Raw genomic sequence first — 22,884 nt, forward strand, 5'->3', positions numbered from 1 at the left:
TATCAACAAAGGCTGAGAATGATAGCAGACCCGGCCTTTGCTGAACACCAATCACCCTTATACCCCTGATAAATTCCATCAATCGGCCTGGCGACGCAGGAAGGCCGGGATGTCAAGGTAGTCCAGATCGTCCTGTGGGTTGAGTTTAGCCGCAGCCGCAGCGCCTGCGTGTGCCTGGTTGCGCATCACGGTCGGACGCTCCAGGTCACGGTAGTTCACCGCCGTCTGCTCCTGGCGAACCGGAGCCGGGTTGGAGGACTCGTACACCTGCTGTGCGGTCTGCAGCGTGTTGTCGACGACCTTGACCGGCTTCTCGATGCGCGCACCCAGGCCAGTAGCGACCACGGTGACGTGCAGCTCGTCGCGCATGTCAGGATCGATCACGGTGCCGACCTTGACCATCGCGTGGTCGGAGGCGAAGGCCTCGATGATGCTCCCCACGTCGGAGTACTCACCCAGCGACAGGTCAGGACCTGCGGTGATGTTCACCAGGATACCGCGGGCACCCTGCAGGTTGACGTCCTCGAGCAGCGGGTTGCGAATCGCCGCCTCGGTGGCCTCACGAGCACGGTTAGGACCGCTGGCGCAGCCGGTGCCCATCATGGCCATGCCCATCTCGCCCATCACGGTGCGCACGTCGGCGAAGTCGACGTTGATCATGCCCGGACGTTTGATGATGTCGGAGATACCGCGCACGGCGCCAGCCAGCACGTCGTCGGCCTTGGCGAAGGCAGACAGCAGGCTTGCATCCTTGCCCAGGATGGTCAGCAGCTTCTCGTTGGGGATGGTGATCAGCGAGTCAACGCTTTCAGCCAGCATGCGGATGCCTTCATCGGCAATCTGCATGCGCTTGCGACCCTCGAACGGGAACGGACGGGTCACCACCGCAACGGTGAGGATGCCCATTTCCTTTGCCACTTCGGCGATGATCGGCGCAGCACCGGTACCGGTACCGCCGCCCATGCCAGTGGTGATGAACACCATGTTGGTGCCTTGCAGCACTTCGGCGATGCGCTCACGGTCTTCCAGCGCGGCCTGACGACCGACTTCCGGATTGGCACCGGCACCCAGGCCCTTGGTCACACCGGTCCCCAGTTGCAGGATGGTGCGTGCGCCAATGTTCTTCAGCGCCTGGGCATCGGTGTTGGCGCAGATGAATTCCACACCTTCGATGCTGCTTTTGACCATGTGGTTGACGGCGTTGCCACCACCACCACCGACACCGATCACTTTGATGACCGGGCTTTGCGGGACGTTGTCTACGAGCTCGAACATTTTCCCTCTCCTTACAGTTCTCTAGTTTTTGCGCCTACCACTACTGCTTTGAAACTTAGAAGTTGCCTTGGACCCAGCGCTTGAAGCGCTCAAGCACCGGGGCCTTAGGTTCATCGCCATAGCTGTTGCTGCTGCTGTTGCCGGTCAGGGGCAGGTCCTCGGTCTGCTTTTGCAGGCCGTAGGTGAGCAGTCCCACGCCGGTTGAATAGATCGGGTTGCGCACCACGTCGCTCAGCCCCCGAACGCTGTGCGGCACGCCGAGGCGTACCGGCATGTGGAAGATTTCCTCGGCCAGTTCCACGGCGCCTTCCATCTTCGATGTACCGCCGGTCAGGACGATGCCGGCCGGCACCAGATCCTCGTAGCCGCTGCGACGCAACTCGGCCTGGATCAGTGTGAAGAGCTCGTCGTAACGCGGCTCGACCACTTCTGCCAGGGCCTGGCGCGACAGTTCGCGCGGCGGACGATCGCCGACGCTCGGCACCTTGATGGTCTCGCCGGCGCCGGCCAGCTTGGCCAGGGCGCAGGCGTAGCGGATCTTGATTTCCTCGGCGTACTGCGTAGGTGTACGCAGGGCCATGGCGATGTCGTTGGTGACCTGGTCACCGGCAATCGGGATCACCGCGGTGTGGCGGATCGCACCTTCGGTGAAGATGGCGATGTCGGTGGTGCCGCCGCCGATGTCCACCAGGCACACGCCCAGTTCTTTCTCGTCATCGGTCAGCACCGAATAAGCCGAGGCCAGTTGTTCGAGAATGATGTCGTCAATCTCGAGGCCGCAGCGGCGTACGCACTTCTCGATGTTCTGGGCGGCGTTGACCGCGCAGGTGACCACATGGACTTTCGCTTCCAGACGCACGCCAGACATGCCCAGTGGCTCGCGCACACCTTCCTGGTTGTCGATCACGTAGTCCTGGGGCAGGGTGTGCAGCACGCGCTGGTCGGCCGGGATGGCCACGGCCTGGGCAGCATCGAGCACGCGCTCGAGGTCGGCGACGCTGACCTCACGGTCGCGGATGGCGACGATGCCATGGGAGTTCAGGCTGCGGATGTGGTTGCCGGCAACACCGACGAACGCCGAGTGGATGCGGCAGCCGGCCATCAGCTGCGCTTCTTCCACCGCGCGCTGGATCGACTGCACGGTCGACTCGATGTTCACCACCACGCCTTTCTTCAAGCCGCGGGACGGATGCGTACCGATCCCGACGATCTCGAGGGTGCCGTCCGCCGCCACTTCGCCAACCAGCGCCACCACCTTGGAGGTGCCAATGTCCAGCCCGACGATCATTTTGCCGCTATGCGCGTTTGCCATGGTCCTGCCTCTCTCTAATTCTTCGCAACGGCGGGTTGGGCCGTCGTCGGTGCATTCGGTTCCCGCCAGCCAACCGCTAATCCGTTGGCGTATCGCAGATCGATGCGGGCGATGTTGGTGATCTGCTCTTTGAGTGTCTTGTCGTATATGGCAATGAACCGGCGCATCTTCTCCACCAGATGATCGCGCCCCAACAGCAGCTCGATGCCAGGGCCGGCGCTACCCGCACCGGTGGTCAGGAACCAGCTGCCTCGCTCGCGCAGCTCCAGGCGAGCGATGGAGAATCCCATGGGGCGCAGCATCTGGCTCAATACCTGATACTGCTGCATGACTTGTTGCTGAGCGCGCTGCGGCCCGAACAGCTGCGGCAAATGCTCATAGTTGGCCAGCTCGCGCGGGGTGAACGCCTGGCCCTGGTTGTTGAGCAAGGCCTCATCGCCCCAGCGCGCGACCGGCAGTTGTTCCTCGAGGCGGATCACCACCTCGTCCGGCCATACCCGACGCACTTCGGCGTGGGCGATCCATGGCATCTGCTCGAGTTCTGTACGCATCGCCGGCAGATCGACACTGAAGAAGCTCGCCGCGACATAAGGCGCGATACGCTGCTGCACCGCCTGCTGGCTGATGTAGCTCAGGTCGCCTTGCACGGCGATCTTGGTGATCGGGCGGTCGGCGTAAGGCATCAACCGGATCGCGCCTTCGTAGGCGCCGAAGCCGGCAGCGACCAGCAGCACCGGCCACAGCAGGCGTTTCAGCCCACCGAAGCTGGGCCGTGGCAGGCGCGCCGATACGGGCTCGTCGGCCACCAGTCGGCTGGCACCGCGCGGCACCGGCTTGCTGCGGCCGGTGACGGGTTGCTGCTGACGTATCATCGCGCCTTGCATGGCTCTTAACCTCGCGTCGCTACGCTTTCGGCCAGGATCGCCAGCACCAGCTGCTGGAAGTCCAGACCGGCCGCGCGGGCCGCCATGGGCACCAGGCTATGATCGGTCATGCCGGGTGCGGTGTTGACTTCGAGCAGCCAGAACCGGCCCTGCTCGTCCTGCATTACATCCAGACGGCCCCAGCCCTCGATGCCGATGGCATCGCAAGCGCGGGCAGTCAGGTCCATCAGTTCCTGTTCCTTGCCAGCGTCCAGGCCGCATGGAATGCGGTACTGGGTGTCGTTGGCGATGTACTTGGCGTCGTAGTCGTAGAACACATGCGGCGTACCCAGTGCGATCGGTGGCAGCACCTGCCCGCGCAGCACCGCAATGGTGAACTCCGGACCGTGGATCCACTGCTCGACCAGTACCTGGGAGTCGTACTTGGCAGCGTCCTTCCAGGCGGCAACCAGCTCTTCGACGCTGTTCACCTTGGCCATGCCGATGCTGGAACCTTCATGGGCCGGTTTGACGATCAGCGGGAAGCCCAGTTCCTTGCCGGCCTCGACACAGTCGCTTTCGCTGGCCAGCACGGCGTGACGCGGGGTCGGAATGCCCAGGCTCTGCCACACCTGCTTGGTGCGCAGTTTGTCCATGGCCAGCGCCGAGGCGAGGATGCCGCTGCCGGTGTAGGGAATGCCCAGGCACTCGAGCAGGCCTTGCATGCTGCCGTCTTCACCACCACGGCCGTGAAGAATGATGAAAGCGCGGTCGATCTTCTCGCTTTGCAAGCGGGCGAGCAGATCGTCACCCACATCGATGGCAACCACATCCACGCCGGCCGAGGTCAGCGCCTCGATCACCGCGGCGCCCGACTTGAGCGAAACCTCGCGCTCGGCGCTCTTGCCGCCATACAGCACGGCGACGCGGCCGAAGGCCTTGACGTCGAGCGTGGAGTGCAGTTTGTCGTAGGCGGTACTCACAGCGGTTTCTCCTGCTTGGCGACAGCGCCAGCGAACAGCGGGCTTTTCATCAGTTGCGGGGCCAGACCACCCACATCGCCGGCACCCTGGCAAATCAGGATGTCACCAGCGCGCAGCAATGGCTTGACCAGTGGCGCGAGCTCGGCACCACGTTCGATGTAGATCGGGTCCAGCTTGCCGCGCTGGCGGATGCTGTGGCACAGCTGGCGGCTGTCGGCGCCGGGGATCGGCTCCTCGCCGGCCGGATAGACTTCCATCAGCAGCAGCACGTTGGCATCACCCAGCACCTGCACGAAGTCGTCGTAAAGATCGCGGGTGCGGCTGTAGCGGTGCGGCTGGTAGACGATCACCAGGCGCCGGCTCGGCCAACCGCCGCGCACGGCCTTGATCACCGCCGCCACTTCGGTGGGGTGATGGCCATAGTCGTCGACCAGCATCACGCTACCGCCCTCGACTGGCAGCTCGCCGTACACCTGGAAGCGTCGCCCCACACCCTGGAAGCCCGACAGACCCTGGATGATGGCGTCGTCACTGATGCCCTCGTCGGTGGCAATGGCGATGGTGGCCAGGGCGTTGAGCACATTGTGGTTGCCCGGCATGTTCACCGACACCTCCAGCGGCTCGCAGTCGCGACGCAGTACGGTGAAATGCGTCTGCATGCCCTGCTGGCGCACATTGATGGCCCGGATGTCGGCTTCTTCGCTGAAGCCGTAGGTGACGGTCGGACGTTTGACCTGAGGCAGAATCTCGCGCACGACCGGATCGTCCAAACACATCACGGCCAGACCGTAGAACGGCAGGTTGTGCAGGAACTCGACGAAGGTCTTCTTCAGTTTGTTGAAGTCACCCTCGTAGGTCGCCATGTGGTCGGCGTCGATGTTGGTGACGACAGCGACCATCGGCTGCAGGTGCAGGAAGCTCGCATCGCTTTCATCGGCTTCGGCGATCAGGTAGCGGCTGGTGCCGAGCTGGGCGTTGGTGCCAGCCGCAGTCAGACGGCCACCGATGACGAAGGTCGGATCCAGGCCACCGGCAGCGAACACCGAGGCCAGCAGGCTGGTGGTAGTGGTCTTGCCGTGGGTACCGGCGACAGCGATGCCGTGGCGGTAGCGCATCAGCTCGGCCAGCATCTCGGCACGCGGCACCACCGGAATACGGCGTTCGAGCGCGGTGGCAACTTCAGGGTTGGCCGGATTGATTGCGCTGGAGACCACCAGTACATCGGCGGTGGCAGCGTTCTCGGCACGGTGGCCCACGAAAATTTCGGCGCCGAACGACTCCAGGCGCTGGGTGACCGGCGAGGCCTTGAGGTCGGAACCGGACACTTCGTATCCCAGGTTCAGCAGCACTTCGGCGATACCGCACATGCCCACGCCGCCGATACCGACGAAGTGAATGCGGCGAATGCGGCCCATCTTGGGCTGCGGCATGGCTTTCTGGCTTTCAACCATGGGCCACCTCCAGGCAGATATCGACCACGGTGCTGGTTGCAGCAGGCTTGGCCAGGCGGCGCGCAGTGCCGGCCATTGTGTTGAGTTTCTCGGGTTGCATCAGCACCTCGTTCAGGCGTTCAGCGAGCTGCGCTGCGCCAGTTGTCGCTTGTGGCATCAGGAAGGCGGCACCTTCGCGAGCCAGATATTGGGCGTTGTGAGTCTGGTGATCGTCGATCGCGTGGGGCAAGGGCACCAGCATCGAGGGCAGGCCTGCCGCCGCGAGTTCGCTGACGGTCAGGGCGCCGGCCCGGCACACCACCATGTCGGCCCAGCCATAAGCGTGGGCCATGTCTTTGATGAAAGGCTCTACCTGAGCCTCGATACCGGCCTCGCGATAACGCTCGGCGGTGATCGACGCATGTTGCTTGCCAGCCTGGTGGAACACCTCTGGCCGCAGGTCTGCAGTCACTTCGGACAGGGCCTTAGGCAGCAATTTGTTCAATGGTTCCGCACCGAGGCTGCCACCGAGCACCAGAAGACGCGCACGACGCTCGGCAAGTGCCGCACGAGGCGTTTCCAGGAACAGTTCGGGGCGCACCGGGTTACCGGTGGTCCGACGCTTCTCGCTGGCAGCGAAAGTGTCGGGGAAAGCTTCGCAGACTCGCGCAGCCAGTGGCACCAGCAGGCGATTGGCGGTACCTGCACGGGCGTTCTGTTCGTGAATCACCAGCGGCACACCGCACAGCCGCGCGGCAACACCGCCTGGGCCTGTGACATAGCCGCCAAAGCCCAACACGCACACCGGCTTGAGCTCACGAATGATGCGCCGCGCCTGCAGCACGGCCTTGACCAGGGTGAACGGCGCCTTGAGCAGCGACAGCTTGCCCTTGCCACGCAGCCCGCTGACCTGGATCAGGTGCAGCGGCAAGCCAGCCTGGGGCACCAGTTCGTTCTCGATACCCCGTGGCGTACCGAGCCAGTGCACGCTGTAGCCGCGCGCCTGGAATTCGCGGGCGCAGGCCAGGGCCGGGAACACATGCCCCCCGGTGCCACCGGCCATGATCAGTACGTTCTTGCCATCAGCGGCCATGACTGGTCTCCTCGGCAAAATCGCTCTCCTTGAACTCGTGCTCCTCGCTGCCCAGGTGCGTTCGACTCTCCCACTCGATACGCAGCAACAGCCCCACGCAGGCGCAGCAGATCACCAGCGAGCTGCCCCCGTAGCTGAGGAATGGCAGCGTCAGCCCCTTGGTCGGCAGCAGGCCAACGTTCACACCAATGTTGATCAGGAACTGGCCGATCCACAGGAAGGCCAGGCCGAAGGCCATGTAGGCGGCGAAGAACTGCTTGGCCTTCTCGGCCCACAGGCCGATGTACAAGGCGCGGATGGTGACGAACACGAACAGCGCGACGGTGCACAGCGAGCCGACTACACCAAGCTCTTCGGCCAGCACCGAGAACACGAAGTCGGTGTGCGCCTCAGGCAGGTAGAACTGTTTCTGTACGCTGTTGCCCAGGCCGACGCCCAGCCACTCGCCACGACCGAAGGCGATCAGTGCCTGGGTCAGCTGGTAGCCCGAACCGAACTGATCGGACCAGGGGTCGGTGAAGGTGATCAGACGCGCCATCCGGTAGGGTTGCGCCTGGACCAGGATGAACACCGCGACCACCGCCAGCACCACCATCAGCGAGAAGCGGAACAGCCCCACCCCTCCCAGGAACAGCATGGCCGCCGCAGCGCCCATCATCACCACGGTGGCGCCGAAGTCCGGCTCCATCAGCAGCAGGCCGGCCATGGGCAGCAGGACGATGAACGGTTTGAAGAAGCCCATCCAGCTCTCGCGCACCTCGGTCTGGCGGCGTACCAGGTAACCCGCCAGATAGATGACCACGAAGACCTTGGCGATCTCCGAAGGCTGGACGTTGAAGAAGCTGAAGCCGATCCAGCGCATCGAACCGTTCACTTCCCGACCGATCCCCGGCACCAGTACCAGCACCAGCAGGCCGAAGGCGCCGATCAGCATCATGAAGCCCATGCGCTGCCAGGTGGCGATCGGCACCATCATGGTCACACCGCAGGCAACAAGGCCGATCGCGACATACACCAGGTGGCGGATCATGTGATAGAGCGGATTGCCGGATTGCACGGCGGCCACTTCCGAGGACGCCGAGGTGATCATTACCAGGCCCAACCCCAGCAAGGCCAGGCAGCCAGCAAGGAAGGCGAAGTCGATGTCGATGCCACGACCGCTGATCAGCGGCGACGGATACGGCTTGATGATGCCGAAGATCATGCCAGCCCCTCCGCTGCCTGGGCGAACAAGCGCCCGCGTTCTTCGAAGTTCTTGAACATGTCGAGGCTGGCGCAGGCCGGCGACAGCAGCACCGCGTCACCTGGCTGGGCGAGCTCGGCGCAGCGCTGCACGGCTTCGTCCAGGGTCTTGACCCGGACCAGCGGCACGCTGTCGCCGAACGTCTCGGCCAGGCGCTCGGCGTCACGCCCCAGCAACACCACGGCGCGGCAATAGGCGGCGACCGGCTGACGCAAGGCGGCGAAATCAGCGCCCTTGCCGTCGCCACCGGCGATCAGCACCAGCTTGCCTTCGATGTCGGCACCCAGGCCTTCGATGGCCGCCAGGGCAGCACCGACGTTGGTAGCCTTGGAGTCGTCGTACCAGTTCACGCCATTGCGCTCGCGGATCCACTGGCAGCGATGGACAAGCCCCTTGAACTCGCGCAGAGCCTCGAGCATCGGCTCGAACGGCAGACCGGCGGCATGGCCCAGAGCCAGGGCTGCCAGGGCATTGCTCTGGTTATGGGCACCGCGGATCTTCAGCTCACGCACCGGCATCAGGGTCTGGAACTCGAAGGCCAGATACTTCTCGCCCTCCACTTCACGCAGGCCAAAAGCCTTGAAGTCCGGGGCGTTGAGGCCGAATGTCCAGCATGGACGACCTTCGACGGGCAGGGGCCGGCTGAGGGCGTCCTGACGGTTGACTACCACCTGGCGCGCACCGCGGAAGATGCGGTGCTTGGCCAGGTGATAAGCCGGCAGGCCATTGTAGCGATCCATGTGGTCTTCGCTGATGTTCAGCACGGTGGCCACTTCGGCGTTGAGCTGATCGGTAGTCTCGAGCTGGAAGCTCGACAGCTCCATGACGTACAACTCGACCGCATCGTCGAGCAGGTCAAGCGCCGGGGTGCCGAGGTTGCCGCCGACAGCGACACGCTTGCCGGCCTTGGCAGCCATCTCGCCGACCAGGGTGGTCACCGTGCTCTTGGCGTTGGAGCCGCTGATGGCAACGATTGGCGCCTTGGCATGGCGGGCAAACAGCTCGATGTCACCGGAGAGTTTCACGCCGCGCGCGGCAGCCTGCTGCAACGCCGGGGTAGCCAGTGCCAGGCCTGGGCTTACGTAGAGCTCGTTGGCGCGGCACAGGAAGTCCACATCCAGTTCACCACAGCGCACTTCCACCTGCGGGTATTCACGGCGCAGGGTGTCCAGTTCCGGCGGTTGCTCGCGGGTATCGGCGACCGCAAAGGCAATACCCCGGTTCGCCAGGAAGCGAACCAGGGACATGCCGCTCTTGCCGAGGCCGACAACGATGCGGAATTGGTCGGAAGCGATCAGTGACACGCTCGTTTACCTCAGCTTCAGGGTGGCAAGGCCGATCAGCACCAGAATCACGGTGATGATCCAGAATCGGACGATCACTCGCGGCTCGGGCCAACCCTTGAGTTCGAAATGGTGATGGATCGGCGCCATGCGGAACACACGCTTGCCGGTCAACTTGAACGATGCGACCTGGATCACCACCGACAAGGTTTCCACCACGAAGATGCCGCCCATGATGAACAGCACGATTTCCTGGCGGACGATCACGGCGATGGTGCCCAGCGCCGCCCCCAGCGCCAGGGCACCGACGTCACCCATGAAGACCTGTGCCGGGTAGGTGTTGAACCAAAGGAAGCCCAGGCCTGCACCGATCAGCGCACCGCAGAACACGATCAGCTCACCCGAGCCCGGCACATAAGGGATCAGCAGGTACTCGGCGAACTTCACGTTGCCCGACAGGTAGCAGAAGATGCCCAGCGCACCGCCGACCATCACCGTCGGCATGATCGCCAGACCATCGAGGCCGTCGGTCAGGTTGACCGCGTTGCTCGAACCGACGATGACGAAGTAGGTCAGCACCACGAAGCCAACGCCCAGGGGAATGGTGAAGTCCTTGAGGAACGGCACGATCAGCGTGGTTTCGACGCTGGTCGGGGCGGTCATGTAGAGGAAGACCGCAGCCCCGAGACCGAACACCGACTGCCAGAAGTACTTCCAGCGGCTCGGCAGGCCACGCGAGTTCTTCTCGATCACCTTGCGGTAGTCGTCGACCCAGCCGATGGCGCCGAACAGCAGGGTGACGATCAACACCACCCATACATAGCGATTGGTCAGGTCGGCCCAGAGCAGGGTGCTGATGGCGATGGCAGACAGGATCAGCGCACCGCCCATGGTCGGGGTGCCGGACTTGGACAGGTGCGATTGCGGGCCGTCGTTACGCACAGCCTGGCCGATCTGGCGAATCTGCAGGGTACGAATCATCCAGGGCCCCAGCCACAGTGCCAGGGACAACGCCGTCAACACACCCAGGATCCCGCGCAGGGACAGGTACTGGAAGACCGCGAAGCCCTTGTAGAACTGTTGCAGATACTCAGCCAACAGCAGCAGCATTAATGTTTCTCCCCGCTGGCACCACACAATGCAGCCACGACGTTTTCCATCGCAGCGCTGCGCGAGCCCTTGATCAAGATAGTGGTATCGCTGACGCTCTCGGCACGAACGGCGTCGATCAGCTCAGCTTGAGTAGCGAAATGGCGGCCATTGGCGCCGAAGGCCTGGACCGCATGAACCATGTTGGTGCCAGTCGCGTACAAGGCATCGACCTTGCCACGTGCGTAGTCGCCCACCTGCCGGTGGCCTTCCTCGGCCCATTGCCCCAGTTCGCCGATATCCCCGAGCACCAGGACGGTGCGTCCGGAAAAGCCGGCGAGTATATCAATGGCGGCACACATAGAGGTGGGGTTTGCGTTGTAGGTGTCGTCGATCACCCGCGCACCGCTGGGCGCAATCTGTGCCACGGAACGGCCCTTGACTGGCTGCACTGCGGCAAGGCCGGCAGCGATGCCCGGCAGGCTCACACCTACGGCATGGGCGCCAGCCGCAGCGGCCAGCGCATTGGCGACGTTATGCGTACCAAGCAGGTTCAACTGCACCGACGCACTACCGCTCGGACCGTGCAGGGTGAACGAGGGGCAGCCGCGCGCATCGCGACCGATGTCGCTGGCATGGAAGTCGGCCTTCTCGTTGTTCAGGGCAAAGCTCAACACCTGGTGCGCGCCAGCGCGCTTGTGCCAGATGTCAAAGGCCTTGTCGTCCAGGTTGAGCACGGCGATACCGCCCTCCCCCAAACCTTCGAGAATCTCGCCCTTGGCCTCGACGATCTTCTCCGGGCCGCCGAATTCACCCACGTGGGCGGTGCCAGCGTTGTTAAGGATGACGACTTGTGGCCGGGTCAGGCCAACGGTGTAGCGAATCTCGCCAATGCGCGAGGCACCCAGCTCGATCACCGCCGCGCTGTGCTCGGACGCGATCTCCAGCAACGTCAGTGGCGCGCCGAGGTCGTTGTTCAGGTTGCCACGGGTGGCATGTACCAGGCCGCGGGTGCGCAGAATGGAGGCCAGCATCTCCTTGACCGTGGTCTTGCCGCTGGAGCCGGTGATGGCGACCACCGGTTTGTCGAAGGCAGCGCGATTGAGCGCGCCCAGCAGGCCAAGCGCCACGCGGCAATCGGCGACCAGCAACTGCGGCAAGTCGACATCGGCGATTTCGCGCTCGACCAACGCAGCCACGGCGCCCTTGGCCTTCACATCGGCAAGGTAGTCGTGGCCATCGAAACGCGGGCCGGTCAGTGCAATGAACAGTTGCCCCGCAGCCACGCTGCGGCTGTCGATGCTGACACCGGTGAAGGTGGCGTCGGCCCCGACCAGACGAGCACTCAGTGCTGCGGTCAGCTGGCTGAGTGTCATGGGCTTAAGCATGTGGAGCCTCCCAGGCTGAAAGCGCCTTCTCGGCTTCGACCAGATCGGAGAAAACAAGGCGCTCGCCATTGATCTCCTGGTAATCCTCGTGCCCCTTGCCGGCCAGCACGATCACATCGTCGGCGGCAGCGGTGGCGATCAGGTGTGCGATGGCTTCGCCGCGACCTGCGACGAACTCGGCGTCGGCAGGTTTGGCGAAACCAGGGCGAATGTCATCGAAGATCCGCAGCGGATCCTCGGTACGCGGGTTGTCGTCGGTGACCAGCACGCGGTCGGCAAGACGCTCGGCCACTTCGGCCATCAGCGGACGCTTGCCGCGATCGCGATCCCCGCCGCAACCGAACAGGCACAGCAGCTTGCCGTGGGCGTGCGGACGCAGGGCTTCGAGCACCTTTTCCAGCGCATCGGGGGTGTGAGCGTAATCGACCACCACCAGCGGTTTGGCTCCCCCGCCCAGGCGCTGCATGCGACCGACAGGCCCTTGCAACTGCGGGATGACTTTCAGGATTTCGTCCAGCGAGTAATCCAGCGCCAGCAGCGTGGCCACGGCAGCGAGCATGTTGCTCAGGTTGAAACGCCCGAGCAGTTGGCTGCGCAGTGTGCGTTCGCCTTGAGCGGTGACCAGGATGGCGCACACGCCATCGTCGTCGAAAAGGGCTTCGCGGCAGAACAGCGAGGCGTCCGGGTTTTCCAGGCTATAGCTGAGCAGCCGGGTCTCGATATGATCGGCACTCGGGCGGCGGGCAAAGTCCTCGGCCAGACGACGACCAAAGGCGTCGTCCAGGTTGACCACCTGCCAGCGCAGGTCCGGCCAGGCGAACAGCTTGGCCTTGGCGGCCTCGTAGGCCTGCATGCTGCCGTGGTAGTCAAGGTGATCGCGCGACAGGTTGGTCATCACCGCGATATCGAAGGCCAGTGCTGCCACGCGCCCCTGCTCCAGGGCATGGGAAGACACTTCCATCGCCACGGCCTCAGCGCCACCCTTCTTCAGGTCGTTGAGCGTGGCTTGCACGGCGATCGGATCTGGCGTGGTCAGGCGGCCGCTCTGCAAGTCCCCGTAGAAACCGGTGCCCAAGGTGCCGATCAGACCGCAGCGCTGGCCCAACTGATCAAGGGCCTGGGCGAGCAGTTGCGTCACGCTGGTCTTGCCGTTGGTGCCGGTCACACCGACCAGATTGAGTTGGCGGCTCGGCTCGCCATAGAAGCGGCCGGCGATGGCCGACAGTTGCGCGATCAGGCCCTTGACCGGAATCAGCGGCACGTCGGTCAGCGGCAACACCGTGGCGCCCTGCTCTTCATAGGCAATGGCGGCGGCACCGCGGGCAAGCGCATCGACGATGTGATCACGACCATCGACCTTGGCACCTGGCACCGCCAGGAACAGATCACCCGGCCGCACCTGGCGGCTGTCGAGCGTCAGCTCGCGAATCAACGGATCGCGGCTGGCATGGGCGAAAAGCTTGCTCAATGGCATCGTCATCAACCACGCCCTCCCTTGGCGGGTACTGCACTGGCCTGCTGCGCGTTCGCGGGCGGCAGGTTATCCGGCGGCACGTTCATCAGCCGCAGGGTGCCGGACATGACCTTGCTGAACACCGGCGCCGAGACCAGGCCACCGAAGTAGCCGCCCTTGCCCGGCTCGTCGATGACCACAACGATGGCGTAGCGCGGGTCGCTCATCGGGCCGAAGCCTGCGAACAGCGAGCGGTAGGCGTTTTCGGTGTAGCCCTTGGAGCCGACCGTGGCCTTGCGCGCCGTACCCGACTTGCCAGCGACATGGTAGAACGGCACCTGGGCGCGGAACACACCACGCGGCGCTTCGATCACCTGCTGCAACATGCCCTGCACGGTCTTGGCGGTTTCTTGCGGAATGGCTTGCACGGCTTCCGGCGCCTTGTCGACCTTGAGAATCGACAGCGGCACCATCTTGCCGTCGTTGGCCAGCGCGGCGTAGGCGTGAACCAACTGCAGGGCGGTGACCGATACGCCGTATCCATAGGAGAGCGTGGCTGTCTCGGCCTTGCGCCACTCACGATGATTGGGCAGGTTGCCAACACGCTCGCCCGGGAAGCCCAGGCCGGTGTACTGCCCCAGGCCGACCTGCGACATCACCCGATAGATGGCTTCGCCGCCGATATCGAAGGCGATCTTGCTCATGCCGACGTTACTGGAGTTGATCAGGATGCCGGTCAGGTCGAGGATCGGGCCCTCGCTCCTGGACACGTCCTTGATCGTGTAGCGACCGATCTGCAGGCTGCCCGGATACACCTCGACCTTGTCGGTCGGTTTCCAGCGCCCGCTCTGCAGGGCCGCACTCATGGAGATCGGCTTGACCGTGGAGCCGGGCTCGAAGACATCGATGATAGCCCGGTTACGCATGGCTGCCGGGAACATGCTGCGGCGGTTGTTGGGGTTGTACGTTGGCTGGTTGACCATCGCCAGGACCTCGCCGGTCTTGACGTCCATGATCACCAGGCTGCCGGCCTTGGCGTCCTGTTCGGCGATGGCGTTGCGCAGCTCGCGAGTCGCCAGGTACTGCAGGCGCAGATCTATCGACAACGCCAAGGTCTTACCGGCCTTGGCGTTCTTCGTGACTTGAATATCCTTGATCAGGCGACCGCGCCGGTCCTTGATCACTTGTCGCTTGCCAGGCACCCCGGCCAGCCACTCGTCGTAGGCGAGCTCGACACCTTCACGGCCATGGTCATCCAGGTCGGTGAAACCCACCATGTGCGCGGTGACATCACCCGCCGGATAGAAGCGGCGGAACTCTTCGAGGCCGTAGACACCGGGCACTTTAAGGTCTAGCACCTGCTGGCCCTGCTCGGGCGTGAGGCCACGAACCAGGTAGATGAACTCCTTGTTGGCCTGCTGAGTGAGGCGCTCGATCAATTGCTGCGGGTTCTGCCCGAGCACAGCGGCCAGTTGCGGCCAGCGATCCTTGGACGCCTGCATCTCCTTGGGGTTGGCCCACAGCGTGGTGACCGGCGTACTGACAGCCAGAGGCTCACCATTGCGGTCGGTGATCAGGCCACGGTGTGCAGGAATCGGAATATGGCGCAGGCTGCGAGCATCACCCTGGCCCTTGAGGAAGTCGCGGTCGACCACCTGCAGGTCGATGATCCGCCAGCTGATGGCGCCGACCATCAACGCCAGCAGGCCAACGACGACCCGGAAGCGCCAGGGGTAGAGTGCACCCTCGAGCTTCATCATGGCGTCACCATCCGCACTTCGTCAGCGTTGGGCACGCGCATCTTCAACTGGCCGGCGGCCAGGCTTTCGATGCGGCTGTGGGCAGTCCAGGTGCTCTGCTCGAGAATCAGGCGCCCCCACTCAGCCTGGGCCTTGTCGCGTTCGCTCAGCTCGTTGTAGAGCGTGTTGAGCAACTGGCGGTTCCAGTGCGCGCTGTAGGAGACAGCGATGGCCGACACCAGCACGCCAACGAACAGCAGAAGCATCAGGAAGCTTCCGCCTGGCAATGGCTTGGCGAACAGGCGACTCACCGCAGCTTCTCCGCCACGCGCATGACGGCGCTGCGCGCACGCGGGTTGCCCTTGAGTTCCGCATCGGAGGCGAACTGCGCCTTGCCGATCAGCTTGATACGAGGTTCGAAGACCTTGTGCTGCACCGGCAGGTTGCGTGGCAGGTTATCCGCCTCGCCCTTGACCAGCTTGCGCATGAACAGTTTGACGATACGGTCTTCCAGCGAGTGGAAGCTGATCACCGCCAAGCGGCCGCCGACTTCCAGCGCCTCGAGCGCGGCGTCGAGGCCGGCTTCCAGGTCACCCAGCTCGTTATTGACGTGAATGCGCAGCCCCTGGAAGGCCCGAGTTGCCGGGTTCTTACCCTTTTCCCACGCAGGGTTGGCGACCTTGAGCACTTCGGCCAGGTCGGCAGTACGGGTGAAGGGCTGCTTCTCGCGACGCTCGACCACCGCACGCGCCATGCGGCCGGCAAAACGCTCCTCGCCGTACTCCTTGAACACGCGGGCTATTTCTTCGACGGGGGCGGTCGCGATGAACTCCGCCGCGCTGATGCCCTGGCCCGGATTCATGCGCATGTCCAGCGGGCCATCGTTGAGGAAACTGAAGCCGCGCTCGGGATCGTCCAGCTGCGGCGAGGAGACACCCAGGTCGAGCAGGATACCGCTGACCTTGCCGTCCAGCGCGCGCGCGCGCACTTCATCACCGAGCTCGGCGAAGCTGCGCTGCACAATGACAAAGCGGCCGTCTTCGGCCGCCAGCGCTTGCCCCGTGGCAATCGCCTGTGGATCCTTGTCGAAGCCCAACAGCCGCCCTTGCGGCCCGAGCTTGCTGAGAATGAGACGACTGTGCCCTCCGCGACCGAAGGTCCCGTCCAGATAGCAACCGTCGGCGCGCAGGGCCAATGCCTCGACAGCTTCGTCGAGCAATACGGTGATGTGGTTGAAGCCGCTATCTATCGTCACAGGATCAGGTCACGCAGTTCATCGGGCATGGCGCCCGGTTGTTGAATAGCTGCGAGGTCGGCTGCCGAAACCGCGTTCCAGGCATCCTCATCCCACAGCTGGAATTTGTTCAGTTGCCCCACCAGCATCGCCTTCTTGTCGAGCTTGGCGTACTCACGCAAACGGGGCGGCACCAGGAAACGACCACTGCCATCGAGCTCCAGGTCCACCGCATTACCGATCAGCAAACGCTGCAGGCGACGGTTTTCCTCACGCAGCGACGGCAAGGCACGCAACTTGGCTTCTATCTGCTCCCACTCATCGAGGGGATAAACACACAAGCAGGGATCAACAGCGTCGATGGTCACGATAAGTTGACCATTGCAACGCGAATCGAGCTCGTCACGGTACCGGCTCGGCATGGCGAGACGGCCCTTTGCATCGAGGCTGACGGCGTTAGCTCCGCGGAACACGGCTGCGATTCCCCACAATGTTAACTTTTTTGTGCCAGAAAACCCACTTCATCCCACTTTCTGCCACTTGCGCACACTATAGGAATCCGTCCGCCACACCGTCAAGGCGCGTTCATAAGGAAAACCCTTACAGGACCGAGATTTAGCGCAACAAAGGAAGGCGGAAGGACTACCGGGAGAAAAAACTGGCGGGAAAAATCAAGCGCACTCAAACGGATAGAGTGTGAAGTTAAAGTGAATTATCAAGAGTAAGAACTTTTCGGCATTACCAGGAGGGATCTGCTATCGATTCAAGCAGGGAAAGAAGAGGTGGAGAGTCGATCTGTAAGCCGGGTTTTGTCGAGGACAGTCATTCCTCTACGACGGCCATCACTGGACGCCTCTAGCAACCTACCCGGTTCCGACGCGGGCCACGCCATAAGGAACCCTATTTGGTCTTGCTCCGAGTGGGGTTTACCTAGCCACGAACTGTTGCCAGTCGCGCGGTGCGCTCTTACCGCACCTTTTCACCCTTACCGGCACCGAAGTGCTTAGGCGGTTGTTTTCTGTGGCACTTTCCGTAGGCTCGCGCCTCCCAGGCGTTACCTGGCACTCTGCCCTGCGGAGCCCGGACTTTCCTCCCCCTGCTTTTGCGGAACAAATGCAGGCAGCGACTGTCCGATCGACTCTCCGCCGGTAAGGGTAACGGCAGGCGCGAGCAAGAACAAGCAATACCGCAAATAATATCATTACGCCATTAATGGCTTTTCTGTTTATCCAGCGCCGCTTGATAAAGAAGATTCTTGCGCACCCCGGTGATTTCCGCCGCCAATGCCGCCGCCCGCTTGAGCGGCAATTCTGCCAGCAGCAGGTCCAGCACACGCATGGCGTCGCTGCTGATCGCCTGATCGTCTTGCGGCGCACTCCAGCCCGCGACCAGCACCACGCATTCCCCACGCTGCTGATTGGTATCCGCTGCGACAAAGGCGCGCAACTCGGCCAACGGCAACCCCTTGAGCGTCTCGAACGTCTTGGTCAGCTCTCGCGCCAGAACGGCCGGGCGCTCACCCCCGAATACCGCCTCCATGTCCTCCAGGCATTCGAGGATGCGATGCGGCGCCTCATAGAAGATCAAGGTCCGGGGCTCCTCCTTGACCTGCTCCAGTCGCGCACGGCGCCCGACAGCCTTTGCCGGCAGGAAGCCCTCGAAGATGAAGCGATCAGAGGGCAGCCCTGCTGCCGACAGCGCAGCGATCAGCGCACACGCCCCTGGCACCGGCACCACCCTCACCCCGGCAGCCCGCGCCTGGCGCACCAGGTGATAGCCCGGATCGGAAATCAGCGGTGTGCCGGCGTCGGACACCAGCGCCACATCGTCCCCCGCCAGCAAGCGCGTGATGAAGCGACTGCCTTCGTCGCGCTCGTTGTGCTCATGACAGGCCGCCAGCGGCGTCTCGATGCCGAAGTGCTGAAGCAGGCGCACAGAATGGCGGGTATCCTCGGCCGCGATCAGCGCCACGCCGGCCAGCACCTTGAGTGCCCGGGCGCTCATGTCGTCGAGGTTGCCGATGGGCGTCGCAACGACGTAAAGCGTACCCGCTATGGATTTTGGAACCCCTGCAACATCAGTCACTGCACACACCTGCCTTGCCGATCAAAGGCGCCATTGTAGCCCGAGCGCCCGCAACAAGGCGCAAAGAACTTGGCCGCCATCCCCTGACATGCGACCTATAGTGAAGGATCAGCGTCAGCAAGATCGCGCCCCGGCCAGCGCTTGGGTACAATTGCCGGCCAACTTGATCGAGTAACAGGACCCTTACATGATCGCTTGCCTGCGGCTGCTCACAGCCCTCTGTCTCGCTGCCCTGCTGGCAGCCTGCGCCAGCTCGCCCTCATCCAGCCTGGGCGAACTGCCACGCACCCCGGACGCCAGCATCGAGCAACTGCTCGAGAAGGCGGCTTCCAGCAAGTCCGTCGAAGACGCCGCGCTGCTGCGCCTGAGCGCCGCCGACATGGCCTACCGGCAGAAGGACTTCCCACGCGCCGCACGCATCCTCGAGCAGGTTCCACTGGACACGCTCAAACCCGCGCAACAGGTGTTCGCCAGCACCCTGGCCGCCGAACTGGCGATGAGCCGCAACCAGCCCAAAGCCGCCCTCGGCGCACTGTCGCACCCAAGCCTGCAACGTGTCGGCGAGCTGCCCGAAGAGCTGCAGGTACGCACCTATAGCGTGCATGCTGCAGCCCTCGAAGCCGACGGCCAGGCACTTCCTGCTGCCCAGCAGCGCGCCTTGCTCGCCCCACTGCTCAGCGGCCCGGCCGCAGCCAAGAACAACGATGCCATCTGGTCGCTGGTAGCCTCGCTGCCCGCCGACCAATTGCAGCAACCGGCCAGCAACCCGACCCTCGCCGGCTGGACCAGCCTGGCCCTGGCGGTCAAGAGCGCCGGCACCCTGGAACAGCAGCAGGCCGCCATCGATAACTGGCGCCAGCAACATGCCGATCATCCGGCCGCCAAGCAGTTGCCTGACGCACTGGTCAAACTCAAGCAACTGGCCAGCCAGCCGCTGACCAAGATCGCCCTGCTGCTGCCACAGGAAGGCCCGCTGGCCGGTGTAGCCCGTGCACTGCGCGACGGCTTCATGGCAGCCCACTTCCAGGCCCAGCAATCCGGTCAGCCAGCGCCGGCGGTTCAGGTTTTCGACAGCTCGCGCCTCACCTCGCTGGACGACTTCTATCGCCAGGCCCAGGCGGCCGGCGTACAGCTGGTGATCGGTCCGCTCGAAAAACCACTGGTGAAGAAACTCGCCGACTACCCGCAACTGCCCATCACCACCCTGGCGCTGAACTACGCCGAGGCCGGGCAGAAATCGCCACCACAACTGTTCCAGTTCGGCCTCGCCGCCGAGGACGAAGCCCGCGAAGTCTCTCGCCGTGCCCGCGCAGACGGCCTGGTCCGCGCCGTGGCCCTGGTGCCGAGCGGCGAATGGGGCGACCGCGTGCTCGCAGCTTTCCGCCAGGACTGGGAAGGCAACGGCGGCACCCTGCTCGCTGCCGAGCGCATCGCCCAGCCGGTGGCCCTGGCTCAACAGATCGCCGATCTGTTCCAGCTGCGCCAGAGCGAAGGTCGCGCCAAGAGCCTGCAGAGTGCCGTGAGTGGCAATGTCGCCGCACAACCGTCGCGTCGCCAGGACATCGATTTCATCTTCCTCGCTGCCACCCCGCAGCAGGCCCAACAGATCAAGCCGACCCTCAACTTCCAGTACGCGGGTGACGTGCCGGTCTATGCGACCTCCAACCTCTACAGCGCCAGTGGAGACGTGAACCAGTACAACGACATGAACGGCATTCGCTTCTGCGAAACCCCATGGCTGCTGGACAACACCAACAGCCTGCGCCAGCAGGTGGTCCAGCAGTGGCCGCAGGCTGCCGGCAGCCTGGGTCGCCTGTACGCCATGGGGGTCGATGCCTATAGCCTGGCGCCACGCCTCGGCCAGCTCAAGGCGCTGCCTGACAACCGCGTCGAGGGCCTGTCCGGCAGCCTGAGCATCAACGCCAACCAGCGTATCGAGCGCCAACTGCCCTGGGCCGAGTTCTCCGGCGGCCAGGTCAAGCGCCTGCCGGACACTGCTCGCTGATGCCCGACGCCTCGCCTACCAGCGCCGGGCTCGCGGCAGAAAACCAAGCCCTCGATTATCTTCGAGGGCAAGGCCTGCAGCTGCTGACGCGCAATTGGCGATGCAAGGGAGGCGAGCTTGATCTGGTCATGCTCGACGCCGATACAGTAGTATTCGTCGAAGTCCGCTACCGCTTGCACGTGGACTTCGGCGGCGCCGTCGGAAGTATCGACGGGCGCAAGCAGAAACGTCTGGCGCTTGCCGCCAACATGTTCCTGCTGAAGGAGCCCCGCTGGGCCGATCACCCCTGCCGCTTCGACGTAGTCGCCCTGCAGGGCAGCCACCATGCAGGTCGGCCGCTTCAATGGCTGAAAAACGCCTTCGAATGCTGAACCCATTCCGATTTCTTTGCTCTATGTTTCGCGGGCTGGCCCCTGTCGCGCGTCGCGCAGGCCTCCGCCGCACTTAAGGTCACACCAGATGGACATGCAATCCCGAATTCGCCGGCTGTTCCAGGCCAGCATCGATACCAAGCAACAGGCAATGGACATCCTGGCACCGCACATCGAGCAGGCCAGCCTGGTCATGGTCAACGCGCTGCTCAACGAGGGCAAGATGCTCGCCTGCGGCAACGGCGGCTCGGCGGGTGACGCCCAGCATTTTTCCTCGGAACTGCTCAACCGCTTCGAGCGCGAGCGTCCGAGCCTGCCGGCCATCGCCCTGACCACCGACAGCTCGACCATCACCTCGATCGCCAACGACTACAGCTACAACGAAGTCTTCTCCAAGCAGATCCGCGCCCTGGGCCAACCAGGCGATGTACTGCTGGCGATCTCCACCAGCGGCAACTCGGCCAATGTGATTCAGGCGATCCAGGCCGCACATGATCGTGAAATGATTGTCGTAGCATTGACCGGGCGTGACGGCGGCGGTATGGCTTCGCTGCTGCTGCCCGAGGATGTGGAGATCCGCGTCCCCTCCACGGTCACTGCGCGCATCCAGGAAGTCCACCTGCTGGCGATCCATTGCCTGTGCGATCTGATCGACAGCCAACTGTTCGGGAGTGAAGAATGATCCCCAAGCGCCTCGGCCTCATGGCCCTGACCCTGTGCCTCGGTATTTCCGGCTGCAGCTCGGTATTGACCTCGACCCGCAACTCGCCGATCGAGGATGACCGCGGCACACGCACCATTGGTAGCAAGATCGACGATTCGCTGATCGAAACCAAGGTTTCGGTCAATGTGGCCAAGGCAAGCCCAGACCTGGACAAGGGCTCGCACATCGTCGTCAGCAGCTACAACGGCATCGTACTGCTCGCCGGCCAGACCCCGCGCGCCGACCTGAAGAGCCTCGCCGAGCAGACCGCCGGCCAGGTACAACGGGTCAAGAAGGTGCATAACGAACTGCAGGTGATGCAGCCCTCGTCGATCCTGGCACGCAACAACGACACCTGGCTGACCACCAAGATCAAGACCCAGATGATCGGTGACGCCAACGTGCCCAGCTCGCGCATCAAGGTGATCACCGAGAACGGCATCGTCTACTTGCTCGGCCTGGTCACCCAGCAGGAAGCCAACGCCGCCACCAACGTGGTTCAAGGTGTCTCTGGCGTACAGAAGATCGTCAAGCTGTTCGAGTACATCGATTGATATCCAGGGCCACGGCGCGCGATGAATGCGCGCTGTGGCCCATCGCACCAGGTATTGCCGCAAACAACCCAGGAAAGCCCATGAAGAAGTCCCTGCTGTCCCTTCTCGCCATCACCGCCTTCGCCACCTTGGCCGGCTGCTCCACCCCGAGCACGATCACCCTCAACGACGGCCGCGAGCTGCAGACGCTCGACACGCCAAAGTTCGACAAAGATTCGGGCTTCTACGAATTCAAGCAGCTGGACGGCAAGCCGACCCGCATCAACAAGGACCAGGTCCGCACGATCAAGGACCTGTAATCCGAACTTGAATAAAAAAGGCGATCCGGATGGATCGCCTTTTTTATTACTTGACCACTTTCAAGCTCGGCCGCCCAGTGGGTCGCGGCGGCTGGCCACCCCCCTCCGGCGGGCCATCATCATCAGGCTCGACGCCTTCGTCACCGAGCTCTTCGCCATCCATCAACGGCGGCTCCAGCTCGAACACCATGCCCTGGCCATTCTCTCGAGCATAGATACCCAGGATCGCGCCTGCCGGCACATAGAGCGAATGGGCCACGCCACTGAAGCGCCCCTCGAAGCTCACCGCGTCGTTGTCCATGTGCAGGTTACGCACGGCGCTGGGCGAGATGTTCAAGACGATCTGGCCATCGCTGGCAAATCCCTGGGGCACCTGGACCGCCGGATACTCGGCATTGACCAGCATATGGGGGGTGCAATCGTTGTCGACGATCCACTCGTACAGTGCTCTAACCAGATAGGGGCGACTGGAGTTCATCAAC

The 22,884-nt window shown here is 63.5% G+C and carries 22 protein-coding genes and 1 other RNA gene; 5 read left to right on the forward strand and 18 right to left on the reverse strand.

Annotated elements, in window-relative coordinates:
- Positions 1–78: 78 nt before the first annotated feature.
- From ftsZ to rsmI, 17 genes are all read right to left on the reverse strand, one after another.
- Positions 79–1,275: a cell division protein FtsZ gene (gene ftsZ, locus ACTYOL_RS22235; RefSeq protein WP_444757063.1), complete on the reverse strand. Its 1,197-nt coding sequence runs from the start codon at positions 1,273–1,275 to the stop codon at positions 79–81.
- A gap of 55 nt (positions 1,276–1,330) precedes the next feature.
- Positions 1,331–2,587 carry a cell division protein FtsA gene (gene ftsA, locus ACTYOL_RS22240; protein WP_054894012.1) on the reverse strand — a complete coding sequence of 419 codons (1,257 nt, stop codon included), beginning with the start codon at positions 2,585–2,587 and terminating at the stop codon, positions 1,331–1,333.
- Between the two features lie 14 nt (positions 2,588–2,601).
- Positions 2,602–3,471: a cell division protein FtsQ/DivIB gene (locus ACTYOL_RS22245; RefSeq protein WP_054894011.1), complete on the reverse strand. Its 870-nt coding sequence runs from the start codon at positions 3,469–3,471 to the stop codon at positions 2,602–2,604.
- A gap of 5 nt (positions 3,472–3,476) precedes the next feature.
- Positions 3,477–4,433, reverse strand: a complete 957-nt coding sequence (locus tag ACTYOL_RS22250; RefSeq protein ID WP_054894010.1) for a D-alanine--D-alanine ligase — start codon at positions 4,431–4,433, stop codon at positions 3,477–3,479.
- The gene (murC, locus tag ACTYOL_RS22255) at positions 4,430–5,884 is read right to left on the reverse strand and encodes a UDP-N-acetylmuramate--L-alanine ligase (RefSeq protein ID WP_054894009.1); all 1,455 of its coding nucleotides are present in this window, start codon (positions 5,882–5,884) and stop codon (positions 4,430–4,432) included. The genes ACTYOL_RS22250 and murC overlap by 4 nt, the downstream gene beginning before the upstream one ends.
- Positions 5,877–6,956 carry an undecaprenyldiphospho-muramoylpentapeptide beta-N-acetylglucosaminyltransferase gene (murG, locus tag ACTYOL_RS22260; protein WP_112899083.1) on the reverse strand — a complete coding sequence of 360 codons (1,080 nt, stop codon included), beginning with the start codon at positions 6,954–6,956 and terminating at the stop codon, positions 5,877–5,879. Before murG ends, murC begins: the two co-directional genes overlap by 8 nt.
- Positions 6,946–8,160 carry a putative lipid II flippase FtsW gene (gene ftsW / locus ACTYOL_RS22265; RefSeq protein ID WP_054894007.1) on the reverse strand — a complete coding sequence of 405 codons (1,215 nt, stop codon included), beginning with the start codon at positions 8,158–8,160 and terminating at the stop codon, positions 6,946–6,948. The genes murG and ftsW overlap by 11 nt, the downstream gene beginning before the upstream one ends.
- Positions 8,157–9,503 carry a UDP-N-acetylmuramoyl-L-alanine--D-glutamate ligase gene (murD, locus tag ACTYOL_RS22270; RefSeq protein WP_197891847.1) on the reverse strand — a complete coding sequence of 449 codons (1,347 nt, stop codon included), beginning with the start codon at positions 9,501–9,503 and terminating at the stop codon, positions 8,157–8,159. Before murD ends, ftsW begins: the two co-directional genes overlap by 4 nt.
- A 6-nt stretch (positions 9,504–9,509) precedes the next feature.
- Positions 9,510–10,592 carry a phospho-N-acetylmuramoyl-pentapeptide-transferase gene (gene mraY, locus ACTYOL_RS22275; RefSeq protein WP_054894005.1) on the reverse strand — a complete coding sequence of 361 codons (1,083 nt, stop codon included), beginning with the start codon at positions 10,590–10,592 and terminating at the stop codon, positions 9,510–9,512.
- The gene (locus ACTYOL_RS22280) at positions 10,592–11,959 is read right to left on the reverse strand and encodes a UDP-N-acetylmuramoyl-tripeptide--D-alanyl-D-alanine ligase (RefSeq protein WP_444757064.1); all 1,368 of its coding nucleotides are present in this window, start codon (positions 11,957–11,959) and stop codon (positions 10,592–10,594) included. Before ACTYOL_RS22280 ends, mraY begins: the two co-directional genes overlap by 1 nt.
- The gene (locus tag ACTYOL_RS22285) at positions 11,952–13,439 is read right to left on the reverse strand and encodes a UDP-N-acetylmuramoyl-L-alanyl-D-glutamate--2,6-diaminopimelate ligase (protein ID WP_153773189.1); all 1,488 of its coding nucleotides are present in this window, start codon (positions 13,437–13,439) and stop codon (positions 11,952–11,954) included. The genes ACTYOL_RS22280 and ACTYOL_RS22285 overlap by 8 nt, the downstream gene beginning before the upstream one ends.
- Complete coding sequence (locus ACTYOL_RS22290) at positions 13,439–15,169, reverse strand: peptidoglycan D,D-transpeptidase FtsI family protein (RefSeq protein ID WP_162714455.1); 1,731 nt, start codon at positions 15,167–15,169, stop codon at positions 13,439–13,441. Before ACTYOL_RS22290 ends, ACTYOL_RS22285 begins: the two co-directional genes overlap by 1 nt.
- Positions 15,169–15,462, reverse strand: a complete 294-nt coding sequence (gene ftsL / locus ACTYOL_RS22295; RefSeq protein WP_063546012.1) for a cell division protein FtsL — start codon at positions 15,460–15,462, stop codon at positions 15,169–15,171. Before ftsL ends, ACTYOL_RS22290 begins: the two co-directional genes overlap by 1 nt.
- Entirely contained in the window at positions 15,459–16,406 is a 948-nt protein-coding gene (gene rsmH / locus ACTYOL_RS22300) for a 16S rRNA (cytosine(1402)-N(4))-methyltransferase RsmH (protein ID WP_444757065.1), read from the reverse strand. Before rsmH ends, ftsL begins: the two co-directional genes overlap by 4 nt.
- Complete coding sequence (gene mraZ, locus ACTYOL_RS22305; RefSeq protein WP_004575120.1) at positions 16,403–16,858, reverse strand: division/cell wall cluster transcriptional repressor MraZ; 456 nt, start codon at positions 16,856–16,858, stop codon at positions 16,403–16,405. The genes rsmH and mraZ overlap by 4 nt, the downstream gene beginning before the upstream one ends.
- A 309-nt stretch (positions 16,859–17,167) precedes the next feature.
- Positions 17,168–17,527, reverse strand: an RNA gene (gene rnpB / locus ACTYOL_RS22310) — RNase P RNA component class A.
- A 67-nt stretch (positions 17,528–17,594) separates the two neighbouring features.
- Positions 17,595–18,470, reverse strand: coding sequence for a 16S rRNA (cytidine(1402)-2'-O)-methyltransferase (gene rsmI / locus ACTYOL_RS22315; RefSeq protein ID WP_112899087.1), 876 nt, complete (start codon positions 18,468–18,470; stop codon positions 17,595–17,597).
- 187 nt (positions 18,471–18,657) lie between these two features.
- Here rsmI and ACTYOL_RS22320 point away from each other — a divergent pair, with 187 nt between their 5' ends.
- The 5 genes from ACTYOL_RS22320 (at position 18,658) to ACTYOL_RS22340 (ending at position 22,402) form a co-directional block, all read left to right on the forward strand.
- Positions 18,658–20,475 carry a penicillin-binding protein activator gene (locus ACTYOL_RS22320; RefSeq protein WP_444757066.1) on the forward strand — a complete coding sequence of 606 codons (1,818 nt, stop codon included), beginning with the start codon at positions 18,658–18,660 and terminating at the stop codon, positions 20,473–20,475.
- Positions 20,475–20,846 carry a YraN family protein gene (locus ACTYOL_RS22325; RefSeq protein ID WP_054893998.1) on the forward strand — a complete coding sequence of 124 codons (372 nt, stop codon included), beginning with the start codon at positions 20,475–20,477 and terminating at the stop codon, positions 20,844–20,846. The genes ACTYOL_RS22320 and ACTYOL_RS22325 overlap by 1 nt, the downstream gene beginning before the upstream one ends.
- Before the next feature lie 88 nt (positions 20,847–20,934).
- A complete protein-coding gene (locus ACTYOL_RS22330) occupies positions 20,935–21,528 on the forward strand; it encodes a phosphoheptose isomerase (protein ID WP_054893997.1) in 594 nt (197 codons plus the stop codon).
- Entirely contained in the window at positions 21,525–22,103 is a 579-nt protein-coding gene (locus tag ACTYOL_RS22335) for a BON domain-containing protein (RefSeq protein ID WP_063546017.1), read from the forward strand. Before ACTYOL_RS22330 ends, ACTYOL_RS22335 begins: the two co-directional genes overlap by 4 nt.
- Positions 22,104–22,183: 80 nt before the next feature.
- A complete protein-coding gene (locus ACTYOL_RS22340; RefSeq protein WP_063546018.1) occupies positions 22,184–22,402 on the forward strand; it encodes a YgdI/YgdR family lipoprotein in 219 nt (72 codons plus the stop codon).
- Positions 22,403–22,448: 46 nt separating this feature from the next.
- On the opposite strand, the gene ACTYOL_RS22345 is transcribed toward ACTYOL_RS22340, so the two are convergent.
- Positions 22,449–22,880, reverse strand: coding sequence for a ClpXP protease specificity-enhancing factor (locus tag ACTYOL_RS22345; RefSeq protein WP_197891839.1), 432 nt, complete (start codon positions 22,878–22,880; stop codon positions 22,449–22,451).
- Positions 22,881–22,884: the final 4 nt, after the last annotated feature.

Source organism: Pseudomonas sp. A014 (assembly GCF_052378495.1).
Lineage (GTDB): Bacteria > Pseudomonadota > Gammaproteobacteria > Pseudomonadales > Pseudomonadaceae > Aquipseudomonas > Aquipseudomonas machongensis.

Bases quoted from the DNA above. Each gene is read 5' to 3' on its own strand.
- ftsZ (WP_444757063.1), bottom strand. From the start codon at position 1,275: ATGTTCGAGCTCGTAGACAACGTCCCGCAAAGCCCGGTCATCAAAGTG.
- ftsA (WP_054894012.1), bottom strand. From the start codon at position 2,587: ATGGCAAACGCGCATAGCGGCAAAATGATCGTCGGGCTGGACATTGGC.
- ACTYOL_RS22245 (WP_054894011.1), bottom strand. From the start codon at position 3,471: ATGCAAGGCGCGATGATACGTCAGCAGCAACCCGTCACCGGCCGCAGC.
- murC (WP_054894009.1), bottom strand. From the start codon at position 5,884: ATGGTTGAAAGCCAGAAAGCCATGCCGCAGCCCAAGATGGGCCGCATT.
- murG (WP_112899083.1), bottom strand. From the start codon at position 6,956: ATGGCCGCTGATGGCAAGAACGTACTGATCATGGCCGGTGGCACCGGG.
- ftsW (WP_054894007.1), bottom strand. From the start codon at position 8,160: ATGATCTTCGGCATCATCAAGCCGTATCCGTCGCCGCTGATCAGCGGT.
- mraY (WP_054894005.1), bottom strand. From the start codon at position 10,592: ATGCTGCTGCTGTTGGCTGAGTATCTGCAACAGTTCTACAAGGGCTTC.
- ACTYOL_RS22280 (WP_444757064.1), bottom strand. From the start codon at position 11,959: ATGCTTAAGCCCATGACACTCAGCCAGCTGACCGCAGCACTGAGTGCT.
- ACTYOL_RS22285 (WP_153773189.1), bottom strand. From the start codon at position 13,439: ATGACGATGCCATTGAGCAAGCTTTTCGCCCATGCCAGCCGCGATCCG.
- ACTYOL_RS22290 (WP_162714455.1), bottom strand. From the start codon at position 15,169: ATGAAGCTCGAGGGTGCACTCTACCCCTGGCGCTTCCGGGTCGTCGTT.
- ACTYOL_RS22320 (WP_444757066.1), top strand. From the start codon at position 18,658: ATGATCGCTTGCCTGCGGCTGCTCACAGCCCTCTGTCTCGCTGCCCTG.
- ACTYOL_RS22325 (WP_054893998.1), top strand. From the start codon at position 20,475: ATGCCCGACGCCTCGCCTACCAGCGCCGGGCTCGCGGCAGAAAACCAA.
- ACTYOL_RS22330 (WP_054893997.1), top strand. From the start codon at position 20,935: ATGGACATGCAATCCCGAATTCGCCGGCTGTTCCAGGCCAGCATCGAT.
- ACTYOL_RS22335 (WP_063546017.1), top strand. From the start codon at position 21,525: ATGATCCCCAAGCGCCTCGGCCTCATGGCCCTGACCCTGTGCCTCGGT.
- ACTYOL_RS22340 (WP_063546018.1), top strand. From the start codon at position 22,184: ATGAAGAAGTCCCTGCTGTCCCTTCTCGCCATCACCGCCTTCGCCACC.
- ACTYOL_RS22345 (WP_197891839.1), bottom strand. From the start codon at position 22,880: ATGAACTCCAGTCGCCCCTATCTGGTTAGAGCACTGTACGAGTGGATC.